This window comes from Chimaeribacter sp. YP20170169 (assembly GCF_056739715.1).
Map to the genome: position 1 here is coordinate 1,000,564 of NZ_CP176824.1, position 21,247 is coordinate 1,021,810.

Annotated in this window: 9 protein-coding genes and 1 pseudogene; 5 read left to right on the forward strand and 5 right to left on the reverse strand. The window is 62.3% G+C overall.

Annotated features, from left to right (window positions below; translation table 11 throughout):
- Positions 1–48 precede the first annotated feature (48 nt).
- The gene (gene nudK, locus ACK3SD_RS04580) at positions 49–624 is read left to right on the forward strand and encodes a GDP-mannose pyrophosphatase NudK (RefSeq protein WP_481126919.1); all 576 of its coding nucleotides are present in this window, start codon (positions 49–51) and stop codon (positions 622–624) included.
- A gap of 576 nt (positions 625–1,200) precedes the next feature.
- Positions 1,201–2,631, forward strand: a complete 1,431-nt coding sequence (locus ACK3SD_RS04585) for a sugar porter family MFS transporter (RefSeq protein WP_481126920.1) — start codon at positions 1,201–1,203, stop codon at positions 2,629–2,631.
- Positions 2,632–2,709: 78 nt separating this feature from the next.
- On the opposite strand, the gene ACK3SD_RS04590 is transcribed toward ACK3SD_RS04585, so the two are convergent.
- Entirely contained in the window at positions 2,710–3,942 is a 1,233-nt protein-coding gene (locus tag ACK3SD_RS04590) for a hypothetical protein (protein ID WP_481126921.1), read from the reverse strand.
- Between the two features lie 278 nt (positions 3,943–4,220).
- On the opposite strand from ACK3SD_RS04590, the gene ACK3SD_RS04595 reads away from it, so the two are divergent.
- Positions 4,221–5,279, forward strand: coding sequence for a DUF1176 domain-containing protein (locus ACK3SD_RS04595; protein ID WP_481126922.1), 1,059 nt, complete (start codon positions 4,221–4,223; stop codon positions 5,277–5,279).
- A 63-nt stretch (positions 5,280–5,342) separates the two neighbouring features.
- Here ACK3SD_RS04595 and tkt read toward each other — a convergent pair.
- Positions 5,343–7,335: pseudogene (gene tkt, locus ACK3SD_RS04600) on the reverse strand (transketolase).
- A gap of 17 nt (positions 7,336–7,352) precedes the next feature.
- A complete protein-coding gene (tal, locus tag ACK3SD_RS04605) occupies positions 7,353–8,303 on the reverse strand; it encodes a transaldolase (RefSeq protein ID WP_137762474.1) in 951 nt (316 codons plus the stop codon).
- A gap of 656 nt (positions 8,304–8,959) precedes the next feature.
- On the opposite strand from tal, the gene ACK3SD_RS04610 reads away from it, so the two are divergent.
- The gene (locus ACK3SD_RS04610) at positions 8,960–9,901 is read left to right on the forward strand and encodes an alpha/beta hydrolase (RefSeq protein ID WP_481126923.1); all 942 of its coding nucleotides are present in this window, start codon (positions 8,960–8,962) and stop codon (positions 9,899–9,901) included.
- Between the two features lie 30 nt (positions 9,902–9,931).
- Positions 9,932–11,707 (forward strand): alkaline phosphatase D family protein, encoded by a 1,776-nt coding sequence (locus ACK3SD_RS04615; RefSeq protein ID WP_481126924.1) that lies wholly within the window; start codon positions 9,932–9,934, stop codon positions 11,705–11,707.
- Between the two features lie 40 nt (positions 11,708–11,747).
- Here ACK3SD_RS04615 and ACK3SD_RS04620 read toward each other — a convergent pair whose 3' ends face one another.
- On the reverse strand, positions 11,748–17,621 hold the full coding sequence (locus ACK3SD_RS04620; RefSeq protein ID WP_481126925.1) for a toxin TcdB middle/N-terminal domain-containing protein: 5,874 nt from the start codon (positions 17,619–17,621) through the stop codon (positions 11,748–11,750).
- 10 nt (positions 17,622–17,631) lie between these two features.
- Positions 17,632–21,153 carry a Tc toxin subunit A-related protein gene (locus ACK3SD_RS04625; protein ID WP_481126926.1) on the reverse strand — a complete coding sequence of 1,174 codons (3,522 nt, stop codon included), beginning with the start codon at positions 21,151–21,153 and terminating at the stop codon, positions 17,632–17,634.
- Positions 21,154–21,247: the final 94 nt, after the last annotated feature.

The window sequence follows — 21,247 nt, forward strand, 5'->3', positions numbered from 1 at the left end:
AGCGGCGCTTATCATGGGGAGAGTCAACGCGCTAAATCGGGGAGTACCATGGCAGCGAAAATTGAGGTTTTGAAGAATGAGATGTTGTCAGACAACTGGTTTGTGCTGCGCAACTATACCTACCAGTTGGAGAAGGCGGACGGCAGCAAGGTGAAGCACAAGCGCGAGATCTATGACCGGGGCAACGGGGCCACCATCCTGCTCTATAACCGCGAAAAGAACAGCGTGGTGCTGATCCGCCAGTTCCGCATGGCGACCTACGTCAACGGCAACCATGATGGCATGTTGCTGGAGGCGTGCGCCGGCTTGCTGGATGACGATTCGCCTGAGGATTGCATCCGCAAAGAGGCGGTGGAGGAGACCGGCTACGTGGTCGGCGAGGTGCAGAAGCTGTTTGAGGCCTACATGTCGCCGGGCGGCGTGACGGAGCTTATCCACTTCTTCGTGGCGGAGTACCATGAGGCGTTACGCTCCCACGTAGGCGGCGGCGTGGAGGATGAGGACATTGAAGTGCTGGAGATCCCCTTCCCAGAGGCGCTGGAGATGGTGCGCGACGGCCGCATCAAAGATGGCAAAACCATCATGCTGCTGCAACACGCCCGACTGGCCGGCCTGCTGAGCTGATTCCCGGCGCGGCGGCACCCTCCGCCGCGTCTGACTACGACAACCTCCGCCGCACCAGCCCACGGCATCCTCGGTCGCGCCTGCCCACGGCACCCTCCGCCGCGCCTGCCAACGGCACCCTCCGTCGCGCCCGCCCATTGCACCCTCCATCGCGCCTGCCCACGGCATCCCCGGTCGCGCCTGCCCACGGCATCCTCGGTCGCGCCTGCCAACGGCACCCTCCGTCGCGCCTGCCCACGGCATCCCCGGTCGCGCCTGCCCACGGCATCCTCCGTCGCGCCCGCCCATTGCACCCTCCGTCGCACCCGCCCACGGCACCCCCGGTCGCGCCTGCCCATTGCAGCCTCCGCCGCGCCGGCCCACGGCGCCTGCCCACGGCACACCTCTCCATATCCACCCCATTTTTAGCCATATTTTTGTGATGGCTCTATCACAAAACCGCCCGCCGTAGCAGAAAAGTGAATACTTACAGCTGACTACGCCTCACGCCTTCCCCCTGCCAGCCCGTAGGGTGGCGTTCTCGTATGCGGTAAATCTGCTGTCGGCACCGGCCGATGATTTGTTACGGAGAACGTTATGTCTGCTACCCATGATTACCCCGGCAAGGCCAACCTGCGCCCCCACGATGCGGCGAAGCGCACCCGCCTGATGAACCTGTTTGTGTCATTTGCGGCAGTGATGGCCGGCCTGCTGTTCGGGCTGGATATTGGCGTCATTTCCGGCGCGCTGCCCTTTATTACCGATCACTTCACCCTCAGCAGCCGCCTGCAGGAGTGGGTGGTCAGCACCATGATGCTCGGCGCGGCGCTGGGCGCGCTGGCAAACGGCTGGCTGTCGTCACGGCTGGGGCGCAAATACAGCCTGATGATCGGTGCGCTGCTGTTTGTGCTCGGCTCGGCTGGCTCAGCGCTGGCGCACAGCATTGAGTTGCTGCTGCTGTCGCGGGTGCTGCTCGGCTTTGCGGTCGGCATCGCCTCCTACACCGCGCCGCTCTACCTCTCTGAGATGGCTACGGAGAACATCCGTGGCAAGATGATCGCCATGTACCAGCTGATGGTGACAATCGGCATCCTGCTGGCCTTCCTCTCTGACACCGCCTTCAGCGCCAGCGGCAACTGGCGCGCGATGCTCGGTGTGCTCTGCGTCCCCGCGCTGGTGCTGCTGGTGGCGGTGTTCTTCCTGCCCAACAGCCCGCGCTGGCTGGCGGCCAAGGGGCGGCATGTGGAGGCGGAGCAGGTGCTGAACATGCTCCGTGACACCTCCGAGAAGGCGCGTCAGGAGCTGAACGAGATCCGCGAGAGCCTGAAGCTGAAACAGAATGGCTGGGGGCTGTTCAAAACCAACGCCAACGTCCGCCGCGCGGTGTTCCTCGGTATGTTGCTTCAGGCGATGCAGCAGTTTACCGGCATGAACGTCATCATGTACTACGCGCCAAAAATCTTTAGCCTGGCGGGCTTCACCACTACCCACGAGCAGATGATGGCGACTGTGGTGGTGGGCCTGACCTTCGTGCTGGCGACCTTTATCGCCATCGGCATGGTGGACAAGGCGGGCCGCAAACCGGCGCTGAAGATTGGCTTCTCGGTGATCGCCATCGGCACTCTGGTGCTCGGCTTCTGCCTGCAACAGATGGGCAGTGGCAGCGGCGCCAGCGGCCTCTCCTATCTCTCCGTTGGCATGACCATGATGTGCATCGCTGGCTACGCGATGAGCGCCGCGCCAGTGGTATGGATCCTCTGCTCCGAGATCCAGCCGCTGAAAAGCCGCGACTTCGGCATCACCTGTTCCACCACCACCAACTGGGTCGCCAACATGATCATCGGCGCGACCTTCCTGACGCTGCTCAACAGCATCGGCGCAGCGGCCACCTTCTGGCTCTATGCCGCGCTCAACGTGCTGTTCGTGGTGATTACCTTTGTGCTGATCCCAGAGACCAAAAACGTCACCCTGGAGCACATCGAGCGCAACCTGATGGCGGGCAAAAAGCTGCGCGACATCGGCAACTGACTGGCATGGCACCGCTTGCCCCCAGCGCGTGGCTCGGGAGCACGCGGCCCAGCGCCAGCCCGCGCTAGGGGTGTTGGCTTACTTCGGTAGCGCCAGCGCCACGCCACCGGGGTGGCCGGTGATCTGTTTCCACGGCAGCACCGACCAGCTCTCCCCCTCGCAGGCGCGCATCACGCGGGCGAAAGAGGGGCCAAACCAGATGCCCTGTGGCGTGAAGTACCAGGCCGGGAAGTTCCAGATCTCCGGGTCGCTGAAGTTGCAGCCATCCTCATCCCCCTCCGCCGGCACGGCCATCTGTTCCGGGTAGAGCGTTTGGAACTGGCGCACTAACCAGGGGGCCAGCGTATGGCTGCGGTAGGCGGCGTAGTCATCAAAACTGACGCTGTCCGTGGTTTCGTCCGCATCCTGTCCACCGTCGTAGAAGCTGTTCTCCTCATACAAATAGTGGAAGGGCTTGCCCTCTCCCAGCCAGAGTACATCCTCCAGCGCCAGCTTCTCGCCGGTCTGCGCATTCAGGTTCAGCGGTGCGTCGCCAAAGTCCGGGTGTGCACCGCCGCAGTCATAGCTGGTGAACACGCTGACGCTGACCACCGCCGGTGAGAGCAGGGTGGGCGTCACGGTCTGGAAGAACTCCCCCTGGCCGAAACGGCTGGCCCCCAGCTGGCAGGCGTGGTAATCCACCACCTCCTGCCATAGCCGGGCGCGCAGCTGGCGGTTCAGCGTCTCAAGTTGCGCCGGCGGGTAACCGGAGAGGATCTCAAACAGCCGGATGCCAGATTGCGGCTCGCGCCACCACTGGATGGCGTAGCCCATCACTGTCTGTGGCTTGTCGCGCTGCAACCGTAACCCATGCAGGCGCAGGTACTCATAAGGATCGCTGTCGGCCAGGGTCGCTAGATAGGCGTCCTCACCTGCGGCGGCCGTGGGGTGGGCCTGCGTGAGCTGCAACGGCAACACTTTGCCCTGCGGGCTGCGCCACTCCCCCTGCCAGCCCTGTTCGGCAGGTTGCAGGCTGATGGTCGGGTGCGGCGTGTCATCCAGCGCGTCCAGCCCCTCGCTCATGCTGAGGTCATGGTTCACCAGTGTGCCGCTCAGCGGCAGGTCAAGGTGGTACTTCTGGTAGAAGTAGCGGCCCGTCACCTCATTTGGCTGGGTCAGGTCTAGCTCCACAACCACGGATTGGTCGCCCAGCGTGCCGGTATAGACCTGTGGCGCTTCCTCGGCGCGCAGCCCGGCCGCCGCCAGCAGCCCTATCGCCGCGGCCATGCCACATGCCCCCAGCCGGATGCCCCGGCGGATCCCCTCTCTCATCGCTCACTCCCTCTTACCCTGCTCAGGCCATGCTCAGCCTCTTGCCCAGGCAGCATAACAGCCTGGCTTCTCAGGGCAGCATTGTGCCGCTTGCCGCCCACCTCGGCAATGATGTGGCATGGGCAAAGCTTAAGTTTGCGCGATGCTTTCCAGACATTTCAGGCGCTTGCAGAATAATCCGGTTAATTTGCGTGCCGCGCCGAAAATGCGTGGGAAAGAGAGGCAAGCTGTCAAAAGGTTGGGCTATTATCGGAACCCACTTTTCCAACCGAGAATGGATGATGTTGAGAGTAATCACGTTTTCTGTGCTGTTGCTAGCCGCCCTACAGGCCGCCGCCGATCCGCTGCAACAGGACTACAGCGACTGGACGGTCAGTTGCGATAACCTTAACCGTTGCCAGGCGCGCAATATCAATGACCACAATGGGCTGGTGCTGCTGATCAGCCGTGAGGCCGGGCCGCAGGGGCGGGCGGAGGTGCGGCTGGACAACCAGCAGAGCGAGGTGTTCCCTGACAGCGACACTCGGCCGATTGCGCCGCGCCTGCTGCTGGATGGCAAGGTGCTGCGCCTCAACCCGCGAGAGTGGCAGATTGCTGACCGCCTCACGCTGGCAGATAACCCGCTGGTGGTGGCCGATTTTATCGCCCACATCCGCGAGGGTTCGGCGCTGACCCTCTCCGGCGAAGAGAAGGTCAAGCTGCGGCAGGTGGTGTCGTTGAAGGGGTTCAAGGCGGCGCTGCTGGCAATGGATGCCCAGCAGGGGCGGGTGGAGAGCGTCACCGCCTGGACGAAGCCGGGCAGCCAGCCAGCAGAGAGCGTGCCGCCCGCGCCACAGGCCCCGGAGGCACCGGTGTTTGCCCTGCCGCAGCCGCTCACCGAGACGGAGATCGCCGCCCTGACGCAGTTTGCCGCCACCAACATTGATGCCAATGACTGCACGCTGGAGCCGTCTGAGCGCGACATCCGCCTGACACCCCTCAGCGCCGATCGGGCGCTGATTCTGGTGAACTGCGACATGGGGGCCTATAACCTCTTCTCGCTGGCCTATCTGGCGAACCGCCACGCGCCGTTCAAGGCGGAGGAGCTGGCACTGAATGCGCCGTTCAAGCTGAATGGCACACAGACGCTGGAGCCGGAGATGATCAACGCGGACATGGATGAGGCGAAGGGCGAACTGACGCTCTATGCCAAGGGACGTGGCATTGGCGATTGCGGCGAGTCGAGCCGCTGGATCTATGACGGCAAGCAGTTTGTGCTGGCGGAGTACCGTTCAGAGCCGCACTGCGATGGCGTCAGCCAGCATGGCTGGCCGCTGCTGTGGACTACGCGCGGGTAGGGCAGGGAGCCGTCGCCCCCATAAAAAAGGCGCCCCGTGGGGCGCCTGTCAGCGGGGAACGGCTCAGCCCAGCAGGGCGCGGGCCTTGTTCACCACGTTGTCGGTGGTGAAGCCGAACAGCTCGAACAGCTTCTCTGCCGGGGCAGATTCGCCGAAGGTGGTCATGCCCACCACGTCGCCGTTGAGGCCGACGTACTTGTACCAGTAGTCGCTGATACCGGCTTCAATCGCCATCCGCGCGCTCACCGCTTTCGGCAGCACGGAGTCGCGGTAGGCCGCGTCCTGCTTGTCGAAGGCGTCGGTGGACGGCATGGAGACCACGCGCACCTTGCGGCCTTCGGCGGTCAGCTGCTCGTAGGCGCTCACCGCCAGCTCCACTTCCGAGCCGGTGGCAATCAGGATGAGCTCCGGCGTGCCGTCGCACTCTTTCAGCACGTAGCCACCGCGGGCGATGTTCGCCAGCTGGGCGTCGGTGCGCGGCTGCTGCGCCAGGTTCTGGCGGGAGAAAATCAGCGCCGCCGGGCCGTCGTTGCGCTCGATGGCGTACTTCCACGCCACCGCCGACTCTACCTGGTCACACGGACGCCAGGTGCTCATGTTCGGGGTCACGCGCAGGCTGGCCAGCTGCTCCACCGGCTGGTGGGTCGGGCCGTCTTCACCCAGACCGATGGAGTCGTGGGTGTAGACAAAGACGTTGCGGATTTTCATCAGCGACGCCATGCGCACCGCGTTACGGGCGTACTCCACGAACATCAGGAAGGTCGCGGAGTACGGCAGGAAGCCGCCGTGCAGCGCAATACCGTTGGTGATGGCGGTCATGCCGAACTCGCGCACGCCGTAGTGGATATAGTTGCCCGCCGGGTCATCGCCAATCGAGGTCGAGCCAGACCACATGGTCAGGTTGCTCGGCGCCAAGTCAGCGGAGCCGCCGAGGAACTCCGGCAGCAGTTTGCCGAAGGCTTCCAGCGCGTTCTGCGATGCCTTGCGGCTGGCAATCTTGGCCGGGTTGGCCTGGAGGTTGGCAATGAAGGCGTCGGACTGGGCCTGCCACTCTGCCGGCAGCTCACCGTTCAGGCGACGGCTGAACTCGGCCGCCAGTTCCGGATGGGCCTGCTGGTAGGCGCTGAACTTCTCGTTCCACGCCTGCTCTTTCGCCTGACCGGCCTCTTTGGCGTCCCACTGGGCATAGATGTCCTGCGGAATCTCAAACGGGCCATGGTGCCAGCCCAGTGCCTCGCGGGTGGCCGCCACTTCGGCGTCGCCCAGCGGCGCGCCGTGCGCGTCGTGGGTACCGGCCTTGTTCGGCGAGCCGAAGGCAATCACGGTCTTGCACATCAGCAGCGACGGCTTGTCGGTCACGCGGCGCGCTTCCTCAATCGCTGCCTTGATGGCGTCGGCGTCGTGGCCATCCACGCCGCGCACCACGTGCCAGCCGTAGGCTTCAAAGCGGGCGGCGGTGTCGTCGGTGAACCAGCCCTCAACGTGGCCGTCGATGGAGATGCCGTTGTCGTCATAGAACGCCACCAGCTTGCCGAGTTTCATGGTGCCGGCCAGCGAGCAGACTTCGTGGGAAATCCTCCATCATGCAGCCGTCGCCCAGGAAGGCGTAGGTGTAGTGGTCAACGATGTCGTGGCCCGGACGGTTGAACTGCGCCGCCAGCGTGCGCTCGGCAATCGCCATGCCCACCGCGTTGGCGATACCCTGGCCCAGCGGGCCGGTGGTGGTCTCAACGCCCGCGGTGTAGCCATACTCCGGGTGACCCGGGGTCTTGGAGTGCAGCTGGCGGAAGTTGGCCAGCTCTTCAATCGGCAGGTCATAGCCGGTGAGGTGCAGCAGGCTGTAAATCAGCATCGAGCCGTGGCCATTGGAGAGCACGAAGCGGTCGCGGTCAGCCCAGTGCGGGTTGACCGGGTTGTGGTTCAGGTAGTCACGCCACAGCACTTCGGCGATATCCGCCATCCCCATCGGGGCGCCGGGGTGGCCGGATTTGGCTTTTTGCACCCCATCCATGCTCAGCGCGCGGATGGCATTGGCAAGCTCTTTACGAGAGGACATGTATTAAAACTCCGTGATTACAGTTCAGCAGACAGCATGTCTTCCAGCTTCTGCTGGTCAACGGCGAACAGACGGATACCTTCCGCCAGTTTTTCCACCGCCATCGGATCCTGGTTGTGCTCCCAGCGGAACTCAGCCTCGGCCAGCGGCGCTGGCTGATGGAAGGCTTCAGTGGACGGGGTCAGCTTGCGCTCAACCGGGGCGTCGCTGTTTTTCAGCTCTTCCAGCAGGTTCGGGGAGATGGTCAGGCGGTCACAGCCAGCCAGTGCGAGGATCTGCTCCACTTTACGGAAGCTCGCGCCCATGATGACGGTCTGGTAGCGGTGCTGTTTATAGTATTCGTAGATGCGGCGTACGGACTTCACGCCCGGATCGTTGTCCGCGCTGTAGTCGGCGTTCGGCTCTTTGGCCTTGTACCAGTCATAGATACGGCCAACGAACGGGGAGATCAGGTAGACGCCCGCTTCGGCGCAGGCACGGGCCTGGGCGAAGGAGAACAGCAGGGTCAGGTTGCAGTTGATGCCCTCTTTCTCCAACTCTTCTGCTGCCTTGATGCCTTCCCAAGTGGAGGCCAGTTTGATCAGGATGCGGGATTTGTCGACGCCCTGCTCCTGGTACATGCCGATCAGCTTGCGTGCCTTGGCGATGCACATGCCGCGGTCAAAGGAGAGGCGCGCGTCCACTTCGGTGGAGATGCGGCCAGGGACGCTTTTCAGGATCTCGACGCCGATGTTAACGGCCAGTTTGTCGGAGGCGTTGATGATCTGCGTCTCTTTGGTGCCACCCTGCTTGCGGGCGTACTCCAACGCGTCTTTGAACAGGGGCTGGTACTGCGGCAGGCCAGCGGCTTTCAGGATCAAAGAGGGGTTGGTGGTCGCGTCCTGCGGTTCGAAGTGGCGGATAGATTCAATGTCGCCGCTGTCGGCTACGACAGTGGTCACTTTTTTCAAAGCTTCTAACTGGTTCATCTCAGTGCTCCTTAGCGAGATTAACGTCGAAAAATAGGCAGATCGGTTTCAGAAAATTCGGAGTTTCATCACATTCGTATACCCTGCATCATTTCATTAACGAAATGAATACGCTTTTTCTGATTGTTGTAATGGGTAATAGCGATGCACCCTGCCGGGAGCGGTCTGGCGTGTTGAGTCAGGATGCCTCATAAAGGGAGGATCGCACGCGAATGGACAACATTTCAGCATAGTGCATTTTTGCAGCGAGGGGGAAATAGATTTTCATTTAAGAGAGTACAGGCTATTCAGTACTGGCTTGCCTCCGTCCTAGTACGAGAATGTGAGAATCCTCACATTTTTCCTATGCCACAAGAAAAAGGCTTAATTCTGTTTTAAAGTAAGAAAACAGGAGCAAATAGTACAAATTTCCTCCCCACGAAAAATTATCCGTACTGCTCAGCGTTATGAGATTGCAAGCCAGAAGACGTAAATAAAATCAGTGAAAAAATAAAAAGATTCATTATAGTGAAAAGAAAAATGCAATGGTTAATTTGTTATAACAGCCAAATCTCTTTGAGCTGGAATGCTTCGTGTTTTTTTAAGATGGAAGTATTGTTAGTAGAATAACCATCATCATCTTAATCAACGTAAGCGCTCGCTCGTGAGGAGGCGTTATGTTATTTGTTACTAATCGCATGCCTGTCGGTTCGGTTGTTACTCAGTATGGAAGAAATTTCGAGTTCGATATAAAAAATAATGATGCTGGGGCATCAGTCTATTTTTGTGATTATGATGCAGCGAGTGGAATAAGTACCGAGCTCGGTTACCCCTACTTCTTTATGACACTTTTTAATAGCGCACCCAAAAACGTGGTCTTTTTTATTCATGGGTTCAATAATTTTCCTGCCGACGTTCTCAGTCTGGTCTATCAAATGAATGAGCAATACGGCAATGCCAGTCTAGAAAGAATTCAGTTTATTCCTGTCATCTGGCCCGCTAGCGGGGGTTATGGCCTGATTAATAAATACTTTAACGATTATGATGCATCAATGCGCTCCGATTTAGCCTTTGCCAGAGCAATCTCACTCTTCTTTTACTACAAAGCCAACAATCTAAAAAATGAAAGTTTTGGGAAGAATATGTATGTCATGGCGCACTCTATGGGTAACTTGACCCTATGCTCACTCTTGCATCGCTGGAGCTTTGATAATAACCAGTATAAAGATACAACGCTTTTTAAAACGGCATTTCTTATTGCGGCTGATATTGAGGACAACGCATTGGAATCTCAGCAAGATGGAGAGGTGATTTGCCAGTTATCGAACGATGTCATTGTTTATCATGCCCGAGATGACTATGTGCTTGGAGCCAGCGTAGCCATAAACCTGGGCCGGACTAGGTACGGAAGCCACAGGCTAGGTAGTCATGGCCCGCGGAATCCAAACCTGATCTACTCAAATGTTCACGTAATAGATTGCACAAAGGTCAATAATCTTATCAATAGTGAATTAGGCCACTCCTACTACTTTATACCCGGTAAGGGAGACAGGATGAGTGCGGTCATGAGCCACATCATCACGGCTATCAGGGATGGAGAGATAAAAACGACTCTTTAATTACTGCCTAACCTGAAGAGGTGAATGACAATGAATCAACTTATCTTTATTGGCCCCATCCTCTCCTTTCGCGGCATGCAGGAGGATGTCTGGAAAGTCAGTATGCTAATTGGCGTCCATCAGGCGGGAACTGAACCATTCCCGCAAGTATTCTTGGATGACAATCAATGTGAGGAGCCAGTAGTGTTACTAGAGTTAGAAAGCCTACAGGTACTGCGATTTGATCTCTCTTGTGAAATGGAAGAGATCAGTCAGCGCCACAACTATAAAATTGTTGGTGTAAACCACCAGTGGCATTTTACTGTACCGGGCAGGCAGGAGATGCCCCATTTGGCCTATGTCTCCTGCAATGGTATTAGCCACCCAGAGAAGCTCAAAGATCGGGATGATTATCCCTATCGGGCTTGGCGCGATCTGGTAAACAGCCATGATCTCAGTCTGCGCCCCAAAACCTTCTCACCTGACTCTAATCAAGTGTGGTTGGACAATAAAATGCGGCAGACGAAGACCCAGCGTTTTCACCTGCTGATGATGGGCGGAGATCAAATTTATATGGATTCCATATGGGAGAATATTGAGGAGTTAAAGGCGTGGACTCATCTCTCCGAAGCCAAAAAGCGTGACTATCAAGTATCGCCTAGATTGGCGCAAGAGATTGAGCGCTACTATTACGTTAATTATTTTAAAAACTGGCTGCAGAGTGGTCGGACGGCCTGGGACGATACTGTCATCGATGGCCATTATGATGGGGCTGATGCCATGGCAGTTATTCCTACCATCATGATGTGGGACGATCATGATATTTTTGATGGTTGGGGCTCCTACCATGCGGAATGGCAGGTCTGCCCATTGTTCGAAACCCTCTTTGCCTGTGCACGCCAAGCTTTTTGGGTTTTCCAATTGCAGAATCCCATCAGTTTATTGCCTGAGCTTGAGAAAGACACTTCAATGCCTGGCGGCTTCCTGCCGCTGTCATGGCTGGCGTACAAAGAAGATGATCTCTTGGCATTACCCTTGCTGGATCAGCAAGCAGGCTTTACCTCCCTGTTCAAAATGTATGGTTTAGTGTTGATTGCTGCGGACTTACGTAGCGAGCGTACTCGACAGCAGATCATTGGGTTGGCAAGTTGGAACCAGATAAAAGCGGCGTTGATTACTATCAATGATGGCCATGAGGAGATACATATTGAGAGTGTGATTTTTATGTCGTCGGTGCCGATGATCTATCCCGATTTGGTGATGCTACCAAATGCTTTTGATTTCATCAGCCATGATGATGTGCAGGAGGGTAACCTCGATGATGTCAGGGATCACTGGGCTCATGCTGACCATGCCGGTGAAAGGGATAAAGTGATTGAAACGTTTTTACAACTGGCAGACAGAAGAGGAGTGGATGTCTATATCGTCTCGGGTGATGTCCATGTGGCTGCCCAAGGATATGCTGCCGACAGGCGGCAACGTGAGTCACCACGCCAAAAGAGCCTGACGCAGCTGATTTCGTCAGCAGTGATGAATCCCTTTGCCAGCGGTTTTAAAGATTACTTTTTTCTATCCTATTTAAACGTGTTGGTAAAGCAGGATGAAATAAACAGTGCTCACCATTTGCAGATGCTCCCCTTTCCCAGCTATAGCAAGTACATCATGCCAGAGCGTAACTGGTTGGCCTTGGATTTCAACAAGGTGGAGGGTACCACTAAACATAAACTGTGGGTGACTTGGCGGTGCGAAGGCAAGCGTGGTTTCACAAGTCATTCCTATGTCGCGCAGGCTGGCCATGAAAACGATGTCTTTCCCCCAAATGCCTGAGGCAAAAATTAAGGGGCAGATGCCCCTTAATTTTGTCATGTTACCCCCACATTGGAATTTTGGGCCGCCAGGGGCGGTTGGTGTGGCTTTCGGCCAGTTGCTCGCCGTAGTCATTGCTGCCTGCGCCGAGCAGGGTTTCGTTCAGCGCGTCGTAGATGCCAAACGCCGGGCCGAAGGCGGCGTTGTTGAGTGAGTGGCCCACCTCATGGTTAAGCACCGCCTCAAAGCCGCCGGAGGCCGGGTTGTCCGTCCACTCCTTGTTCATAAAGACAAAGTTGCCGACATTGAACGCGGTGCCGTTGCGGATCAGGCCGTTGACCATCACGATGCTGCCGGAGCGCCAGTCAATTTGCAGCTTCTCAATTTTCAGCGCGTCCACCTGCTGGAAGGTGACGGCCGCCGCCAGCAAATTGATGATAAAGAACACCGCACCAAGCGCGATGCCAGCCCAGGACATCGGCATCGCCCAGCTGGTCCAGCCCAGGATGCCCTGATAGACCGGGCTTTGCGACGCCCCCTCGAAGGTGGCAATAAAGTTGATCACGCCGAGCGTAATGCCAATCACCGGGCCGAATAGGGCGCTGGCGAAGACGCCGTTCATGCCAGCGTTGAAGCCGATCATAAAGCCGCGCACGAACTGGCCGAAGCCGCTGCTGGGGTCAACGTTGCTAGCAATCACATAGGAGATGCCGGTCGCCAGCAGGCTGGCCCCGAGCGCCAGCCCGATGCCAAGGGCGATGCCCGCCAGCCCGCCGGTTGCCACCACCGCCGCGACAATCGCCACCCCGACGATCACGCCCACCACCGCGCCTACCACCGCGCCGACAAAGCTCCAGAAGGAGAGGCCGGTCGCGTCGCTCTTGTTGAGCGGATCGTTGGCGACGAAGGTGTAGAGGTGTAGCCCCTGCGGCTGGTGCAGGAACTTCTCGGGCTGGTAGGTTGCCATCAGATCCGGCGTCAGGAAGCGCCCCAGCAGCGGTGAGTAGTAGCGCCGCTGCATGTAGACCAGCCCGGACTCCTCATCCACTGCGTGCAGCGCGAAGGTGCGGAAGCGGGTGTCGCCCTCGACGCTGGCGTTGCCGAAGGGGCGGCCCTGCACGCGGCCAAGGCGCTGGCCGGTGGCATCGGTCATGAAGCGGGTGCAGCCAGCACCGTCATCATGCAGGTAGCGCAGCGCGCCGTTGTGGATCACCGCCACCCGCCGCACGCCCAAGTTGATGAAGTAGCTGGCGACGCCGTTGGTGATCTCCGCCTCCTCGCTGAGGTAGAGGGTGCGCGCCCCGCCGCCGTGGCCGTCGTTGATCACCTTGCTGGTGCGCATCCCCAGGTGGTCGTAGCGGTACTCCGCCACCAGCCCATCCTGGCGCTGCATACGCACCAGCTCATTGCGTGCGTTGTAGCTGAACTGCTGGCCCGGCAGCGCCAGCAGGTTGCCGTTGCCGTCATAGCGGGTGTCAAAGGGCGCGCCAGCGTCGGGCGTCAGCGCGCTCAGGCGGCCGGGGTGGGCGGCATCGTCATAACGCAGGCTGAGGGCAGCCTCGTCGGCGCGCAGCAGGTTGCCGAGCGGGCTGTAGGCGTAGTGGCGCACCAGCGGGCCTTCTGGCCGGGTGTGGGTCTCCTGCGTCAACTGGTAGAGGCCGTCGTAGCCATACTCATAGCGCTGGTTCTCGCCCTCCTGACGGCTGACCAGCAGCTCCATCTTGTCGAAGCCGAAGACAATCTCGTCATACAGCTCCCCCTGTGGAGAAAGGACGCGCTGGCGGCTCAGGCGGCCGGGGCCAGCGGTGTACTCGCAGAGGGTGCGCACGCCGTTGTGGCCGAGCAGCTCCTCCGGCTGGCCGCGCGCGTTGTAGCGCAGGCTGTCGATGATGCCCGGCACCGCCCGCAGCCAGCCGTTGAGGTAGTAGTCGTGGGTGATGCGCGTGCCGTCAGCGTGGCCGATCGCGGTCTCGCGCCCGAGCGCGTCATACTCATACGCGACGCGCCGTGCCGAGGCTTCACCCTCATGCTGGTAGTCGCGCGCCAGCAGCCGTCCCGCCAGATCGTAGTGGAAGGACTGGCTGCCGCCGGGGTAGCGCACCTCCGCCAGCCGGCCGTGGGCCGACTGGGCTGGCGTGTCATAAATATACTCCTCCAGCAGGGTGTCGCCCTGTGCCAGCCGCGTCTGGCGGCCGAGCGCGTCCCAGGTGGCGTGCAGGTCGTGGCCGGCGGCGTCCAGCGTGCGCACCGGCCGGTTGGCGGCGTCATACCAGATGCGGCGCTCGCCGTTGTCCCGCAGCCAGATCGCCAGCCGGTTGCCGCAGCGGTCGTAGCGGTAGCGCGCCATCTCGCCCTGCGCGTCGGCGATCGCCGCCAGCTCGCCGAGCGGCCCCAGCGTGTAGCGGGTGGTGAGGGTGGTGGCCGCGTCCGGGCGCTCCACCACCGCCACCAGTGAGCGCATCACGTCCAGCTGCTCCTCTCGCGGCGTGTTGAACTGGCCGCGCGCCTGATTCTCCGGCGAGTCGTCGTGGTCATTGGCGTCGCGCAGGGTCACGCGGAACGGCTGGTAATCGGCGGAGGAGAGGCCGCCGTTGTAGTTCTCGGTGCGCACCACCCGGCCGCTGGCATCATAGAAGAAGCGGCGGCAGGGGCGGCCCTCGGTGGGCGGCAGGGCGAACGCCTCGCTCTCCGAGAACACCGGCTCATACTCGCGTGACGGCACGCCCCACGGGTTGGGTGTTTGCAGCGCCGACACCAGGAAGGTGCCCGGCTCCACCTCGGTGCGCGACTGGAACTCCTTGCCGCTGCCATCGAAGTAGGTGATGGCCAGCGCCGTCACGCCCGGTGCCGGGTGCTGGCGGGCAACGCGGCGGTTAGGTATCTGGCTCTCATCATACTGGTAGTCGGTGGCGGCGGACTCCAGCGCCTCGCCGGGGCGCGCCACGCGCAGTACCCGCCCCTGGGCATCGTAGGTGAAGGCAGTGATGGCACCATCAGCGTACTCGGTACGGGTGATCTGGCCGGTGGCGCGATCGTAGCTGAAGCGGGTCTCGCCGAGCATTGAGGTCAGCCCGGTGCGGAACAGCCCCTGTGCGTCATAGCTGAAACGGATCTCCTGCCCCAGCGCATCGCGTTGCGCCAGCCGCAGGCCGCGTGCGTCATGCTGCTGGCGCTGGGAGGTGGCGAACAGGCCGGGCGTGCCGTCGGCATCCTCGCCCGGCGTATAGCCGAGCGCCGCCGCATCCATCCCGGCGTAGTGCGCGGCGAACTCCGTCTCTGTCATCACCCAGCTCTGCTCGCGGCTCAGCAGCCCGCGCCCGGCCTGCCCGGCTGGCAGGCCGACAAAAGGCTCGCCATCGTAGAAGTAGCGGCGCTCCGAGCAGAGGTGGCCCTCGCCGTCGCGCAGGGTGACGCGTGAGGGCTTGTCGAGCAAGTAGTGCTCGGTGGAGGTGGCGTAGGTGGTCTCCAGCGTGCGCACGCGTGGCGGCAGTGCCGTGCCCCCCTGCTGGCCGCTCGCCTCCAGCCGCTCCTGCGTCACGTTGCCGAAGCCATCATACTGGTACTGCTTGCGCTCGACACGTAGATCCGCGCCGCGCTCGCTCTCCTCCACCCGGAACTCAGACAGGAACAGGAAGCTGCGCGCGCGGCCATCACTACTGCCCTCCAGCGCGGTCAGCCCATAGTCGGAGAACTCCTCGCGCAGCGGCAACGGCTGCTGTGGCGAGCCATCCATCTGGAACAGCGCCATCCGCTGCAACAGGCCGTTGAGCAGCGCATGGTGCGGGCCGTTGCCCGGCTGCCGCTCCTGCGCCATCAGGAAGTGGTGGATCTGCAGGGTGTCCGGCCGGCTGGCGTCGCCGCGCTCCAGCCGCTCGGTGCGGCGGAAGCCCTCAAAGCGGCGGGCGCGGCGCTCAAAGTGCGCCTCGTGGTAGCGCAGCTCCACCACCGTTTCGCGGCCGGAGACGGCATCGGTCTCGCGGGTGCTGGCGACCACCAGATAGGGGAAGGGGAAGTGGGTCTGCCACAGCTCCCCGGCGTCGCGGTCGCGCTGGTAATCCTCTATCGCGGAGCGGTAGCGGATCTCCGAGCGCAGCCCGGCACCATTCTCAATCTGCGCCAGCAGCCAGGGGGGCTGGCTGGCGGCGAAACTGAACTGTACATAGCCGATGCCGCCGCGCACCGGGCTGTTCCACATCAGCCCGGCCCCGGCACCGCCGCTCAGGTTGAGGGCGTGCAGGGTGCCGCGCAACGGCGTCGGCAGGCCACCGATCGCCACCACGTCGCCAAAGCGCTGGCCGTTCTGGTTGGGATAGAGGCGTAGCCCCACCGCCGTCACCTCGATCAGCTCGGCGCAGCCGTCGCCATCCAGATCGCTCAGCAGCAGGGTGTCGCGCAGCGGATCGCGCCGCAGGCGAGGGCTGTTGCCCATCACCATCCGCGCGCCGAAGCGGCCGTCGCCCAGACCGGGCCAGTACTCCACCCGCCCGGAGCGCACCCGCACGATGTCGAGGTTGCCGTCGCCGCTCATGTCGGCGAAGTGCAGGTCAGGGTCGGCGAAGTCGAGATCCGGCAGGCCATCGGCGGTTTTGGGCAGCAGCACCGGGGCCGCCCACCCCTGGTTGCCGCGGTTGCGCCACAGCGCCAACGCGCGGCGCTGGCTGACCAGCGCATCGGGCCGGCCATCGCCGTCGGCATCCAGCAGCCGCAGGTTGGCGTCACTCCACGGCGGCGTGGGGCGCTCGCCGGGCGGGAAGGGGACGAAGTCGCCCCAGCCCTGCCGCCCCTCGTTCAGGTAGTAGCCCTGAAGGGCGTCCGGGTTGGCGACCATCAAATCCGCCGCGCCGGAGCCATCCATGTCCACCAGCGCCAGCCCGCTGCGGCGGAAACTGCCAGCCAGCGGGGCACGGGCCACCGGGCGCGGTGCGGCCCAGCGGCCATCGCCCCGGTTGGCCCAGTAGATCTCCCGGCCATCGCGGTTGAGCAGTACGCCCGGCAGCGGCGCGTTGTCGAGCGTCACCAGCGCGGCGTCCGGCTCGGTGAGTGCCGGTGGCTGGCCCGCTTCGGCCTGCATCCAGCTCACCCGTACCTGACGCGGGTCAAACGGCGTGTAGCTGAAACGCGCCGTCGGACGCACCACATCCTGTGAGCCGTCCGCCGCCGCGCCGTGGGCGGTGAACCCCACGGCGGTAAGCAGCGAGACGGCACTCACCGGCGCAAGCTGGTACTCGAAGCGGTAGCTGCGGATCGGCCGCTCCTGCTCGCCGGGGTCGAGGATCAGTTGCAGTAGGGTGCAGCGCAGGCTGCGGCGGCGTGAGAAGCCCGCACGGCCATCGTGGCGCACGTCGGGCCGCGCCTCATAGCTGAGCCGCACCTCCCACGCGCCGTAGCGCACGCTGTCGAGGTAGGCGAACCCGGCCTCCATGCGGTAGTGGTAGTCGATGGCGTTGCCGTGCACATCCAGCGTGCGCTCCAGCAGCCACTCCAGCGGCCGCTGTGGTTGGTCGGGCGGCGCGAGGCGGGTGGCGGGCGTCAGCCCCAGTAGGTGCACGGTGCCATTGCGCTCCTCAATGCGCCAGCCGTCGCCCTCGGGCCGGTAGCGGCTAAAGGCGGTCTCCTGCAACGCGCCCCAACTGCCATCCGCCAGCGGCACCAGCTCATTGCCGCTGTCGAGCAGGCGCAGCACCTCATTGCCGGTGTCGAGCCGCCGGGTCAGGCTGCGCAGCGGCAGCCGCCAGCCCAGCCCCCACGGGCCGTGGCCGACGCCGTGCAGGTACTCGAGCCGCAGGCGCGGCGTGTGCTGCGCCACCCCGTCCGGCAACGGGATCTGGTAGCTGTAGGTGCCCTGTCCGGTGCTGAGGTTGAGGGCGAAGGCCTCGCCCAGGCCCGGCTGGTAACCGGTGCCGGCCGGCGCGGAACGTTGTTCACTTTTGGCCATGATCGTCCCCTCAACGGTAGGTGAACTGGTATTCGAAGAACACCATCAGGTCGGTGAGGCCGCTGAGATCCAGTTTGCCCTCTTTCACCAGCGGCGCATTGGCGGCGGCCTCAATCTTGATCTGCCACGTATCCAGCACCGGTTTACTGAGCAGGTCTGCCAGCGGCGCGCCCGTCACCTCGCCATTGGCGTCGGTGGTCAGCGTCAGCGCGCTGCCGAGCGCGTCGCTGTGCAGCGTGAGCGTCAGGTTGGCAATGGTCGCCGGATCGCCGGCAAGCTTCAGCGTCACGCTGCTGCGCACCCGATCTTTCTGGCTGCGCGGGAACTGCGCCTCATCAAACAGCAGTTCGCCCTCGCCCTGATTTTTCAGGTAGAACAGCTCATCCGGCGCGGAGAAGCGCATCGACACGGCGCGGGCGGCGCTGCCGGTGGTGGGCAGGGCGGCGCGCAGTTGCGCCTCCAGCGGCTGGCTGAAGAAGCCGTCGTAGTAGAGCACCAGTTGCACGTCGAGCAGGTCGCGGTAGTCGAGATCGTTGGCATCCGGTGGCAGGTCAAGCTGCCAGAGCGTCTCGATACCGTTGTTCTCAAACAGCCGCAGCTCGTTCGGGCTGAAGCGGAACGCCAGCGCATCGGTGCGGATGTCGTAGTGCGACAGCACCATCACATCCGCCGGGTAGAGGCGCTCGTTCACCGAGCCGTCGGCGGCGCGGAAGCGCGAGACGCCAATGTTGCGCAGCGTGCCGGCCAGTCCGCCCAGCCCCGACAGCCCGACAAACATCAGCTCGACGTTGCGGATCTTCGCCAGATAGAGGCCGGGGTGGCGGCGGTCGAAATCGGTGAAGTGGGTGCCGAAGGTGCAGCGGCCGTGGCTCAGCAGTTGCTGGAACTGGGTCGGGAAGGCATCTGCCAGACTCAGGGTGATCTTCACCGGGATCTTCTTGCTCTGGATGGTGGTGAGGTAGTCATGGGTGAAGGCGTCGATGTCCGCCAGCAGCAGGTCAGCGCCCATCAGGTTGCCGGAGGCGGTGCTCTGGTAGTCGTAGCGGATGGCCGCCAGCCCGCGCCCGGTCTCGGCGTTGTAGGCGCGCTCCATCAGGAAGGCGATCTCGGTGGCCATGTCCAGATAGCGCTGGGTGATGCGCCGCGCCTGCTGGGCCAGCTCATACCACAGCCGGGTGCTGAACTCGCGCATGTCGAGGAAGTCGCGGTTCTCCTCCGCCTGCTTCTGTTGCAGGGCGGCGATCTTCACCCGCTGCTCCGCCACCGCCTTGCGCGCCTGCGCCTGCCCAATCTGGGCGGTGGCGACGCCGACGTAAGCCTGCGCCGCCTCTACGGCGCGATCGAGCCGGGCCGCCTCCAGATCGTGGGTCAGCAGGGTGCGCTGGGCCGCCAGCTCCTTCAGCACCACGTTGCGGCGGGTGGATTCAGTGTTGTAGTAGCCGTAGTTGCTGATGGTCAGCTTCACCTGATCGTCACGATCCACCGACGAGGCACCGGCCCACGCCTCCAGCGTGCTCAGCTCCAGCAGTTCCCAGCGCGCGTTGTTGAAATCATCACGCGAGGCGGCGGCGTTCTGCTGCTGCACCTGCGCGTAGTTGAGGCTCTGGTTGGCGACGTCAATCCCGCGCTGCGCCTCGGTGACGCCGCGCTGTTCCAGGATCACCGTCTGGCGCGCCACCTCGGCCTGTTGGTCAAGCTGCTGGCGGCGGAACGCCTCGCTCTCGGCGGTGCTCTTGTACTGGATGTAGCGCTGCTCAATCTGCGAGGCGTGGCCAGCGAAGTAGCGGGCGGTGTTTTGCAGGTACTCGAAGCTGAAGGGCGGCGTGTAGTCCGGCGCGAAGCCAAAGAAGTTCAGCCCGGCCGCCAGCTGGCTCAGCTTCAGCTTTGCCTCCAGCACCAGCGTGGTGACCGCCGGGTTTTCATCAATCAGCGCCGGGTCGGCGGCGGCCAGCAGCGCCTCGACACGCCCCTTGAGGGGGGCAAACTTGGCGCTGGCATAGAGTGGTGAGGCGGCGTTCAGGGTGTTATCGCTCATCACCAGCATCTCATAGTGCGCCTTGGCGGTGGCGTAGGCTGGCTGATTGTCGCGCGCGAGGCGGTAGGCGCGATCGCCCAGATCGAGGTAGGTCTGCGCCAGCCGGGTCCACACTTTGGTCAACTCATAGAAGCGGTTGATGTAGGGGTAGGGCAGCACCTCGATGTAGCTGGCCAGCGCCTCCTCCAGATTGCCCATGCCCGCGTGGCAGTCGCCCACCGCCATCGGCAGCACATAGAAGTACATATGCGGCACATAGGCGACGAAGCGCACCGGGTTCAGCCAGCCGGTCAGCAGGCCGAGGTCGCGGGTCTGCTCCAACGTGCCAAGGAAGCCCTGAGTGCTGGCGACCGCGTTGGCCGCCTCTAAATTGAGGTTAACCACATCGTGCATCCCACGGATGCTCAGCGATTTGACCGGGGTGGAGAGCGCGATGAAGCGCGTCCCCATCAGCTGCGGCGCGCCGGGGTCAAGCACCGGGGCCGCGGCCTGCGCCTGCGCTTGTTCCAGCACGGCGGGGGTGACGAAGGGCGGAGGGGCGCCCACCACCCCTGTGACCGGCAGGTTGCCAATGGAGCCGGAGGAGGGCAACGGGCGTATCGAGGCGGAGCGCAGAGACATGGTAGTGAGCGGTTGCACCGCCGCCACGCTGCTGTTGAGCGCCACCGGCGAGCGGGTGGTGGCGACCACGTCGGTCAGCACCGTAGTGCTCTTGAGCTGGTCGAGTTGCTTGGTCAGTTCGCCAGCGCGCTGGCTGTTGCCGGCGCGGGCATAGAGGCCGCTGCTCATCGCCAGCGCCTGCGCCTCGCCCTCGCTCACTTTCGCCTGATTAAAGGCGGTGACGCTGGCCTCGGCAAACTGCTGCGCCTGTTCGCGGTTCTGCGCCTTTTCGCTCAGCAGCGCCAAATCATGTTGCAGGCCGCCGCGGATCGCCAACTCCCCCTCGGGCGTCTGGTTGAGCGCCTCCTGGTAGAATTTGACCGCCTCGGGCCAGTTGCTGCGGCCGGCCGCCTCCAGCGCCGCACCGACGCTGGCCTGCACGCCGCTCTGGAAGGAGGTGATGCGGATGCCGCCATCGTCCAGCGGCTTCAGCGCCTCCTGCACCACGTTGGGCATCCGGGAGCCGCTGCTCACCAGCGCCGCCGGGAAGGTGTACTGCTCCGGTGTGGCGAGGCGCAGCATCTCGGCGGTTTTGGCGATCAGCGGCTCCACCATCTCCACCATTCTGGGTAGCCGGATTCTCCCCAGCAGGTTGGGATCAACCGGCATGGTAGGGTGCACGGTGTGCAGGATCAGCGTCATCGCCTCCTGGAAGGCGTCGAGCGCCAGGGTGAACTCCTCGTGTTGTAGATGAGCTTGCCCCTCCAGAAACAGCGTTTGGAGATGCAACTCGAAATCCCCCTGTGGGGTACGGGCAATGTAATTATTGCTGACAGGTCGCCGCCACGCGCCGATGAGATAGGTGTAGCGGTTCTCGTCCATGTAGAGCGGTTCCATAGGTTTCCTCCTGAGATTCAGACGGTAACATTCAAACCGATTCAGCCCGGTAGGGGCTGGGCGTCATAGACCAGATTGGAAGGCAGACAGGAAG